Here is a 720-nt window from a genome sequence, read left to right as displayed (position 1 = left end):
ATGCTGCGCGACATGGCGACCAAGTGGGTCCGGTTGTTCCCCGACCTGGGAGGGGTGCGCATCCTGCGCAACTGGGCCGGGACCGTCTCCCAGGCCCCAGACCTGGCGCCGGTCCTCGGAGAGGCGCCGGGTGTCTCGGGCTACCACCTCAGCATCGCGTGGGTCTACGGATTCATGGGCGCGCCCGCGGCCGGCCGGCTGCTGGCCGAGAGCATCGTCACGGGCCGGGTCGATGCCGTCATGGCGCCCTTCGAGGCGCGCCGCCTCATCGAGGGGCGCTCCATCGCCGAGTCCACGCTCGTCCTCACCACCGACGGAAGGTCCTGAGTTGACCAGCGCCCATCCTGACGAGTCCGTGGCCTTCACGTTCGAGGGCCGCACGTTGTCGGCCCGGCCGGGACAGTCGATCGCCTCCGCGATCCTGCAGTCCGGAACGCCGGTGCTGACCCGTAGCTTCAAGTACCGCCGTCCGCGCGGGTACACCTGCGGGTACGACATCTGCGGCAACTGTCCCGTCACGGTCAACGGGCTGCCCGGCGTGACCTCCTGCACGACCCCCGTGCGGGGCGGGGAGGTCGTGCGCCGGGAACGAGGTTGGCCGAGCACCGACCGCGACCTCCTGCGGGCCACCGACCTCCTGGCGAGGTTCGTCCCCGCGGGCTTCCAGTTCAGGCTCTTCCGTTCGCGCCCCCGGCTCGCGCACTTGGCCGAGAAGGCGAT

General features: G+C 71.1%; 2 protein-coding genes. Both read left to right on the top strand.

All coding sequences use genetic code 11. The features are described from left to right. Positions 1 to 327: FAD-dependent oxidoreductase (locus Q0L15_RS22620; protein ID WP_366939644.1), on the top strand; the 327-nt coding region annotated here is incomplete at its 5' end. A 1-nt stretch (position 328) separates the two neighbouring features. Continuing rightward, positions 329 to 720 (top strand): (2Fe-2S)-binding protein (locus Q0L15_RS22615; RefSeq protein ID WP_296607113.1); only part of this gene is annotated, 392 nt, incomplete at its 3' end.

Origin of the sequence: Nocardioides sp. (assembly GCF_024509035.1) — a bacterium.
Lineage (GTDB): Bacteria > Actinomycetota > Actinomycetes > Propionibacteriales > Nocardioidaceae > Nocardioides.
This window is presented reverse-complemented; position numbering and strand designations above follow the sequence as displayed.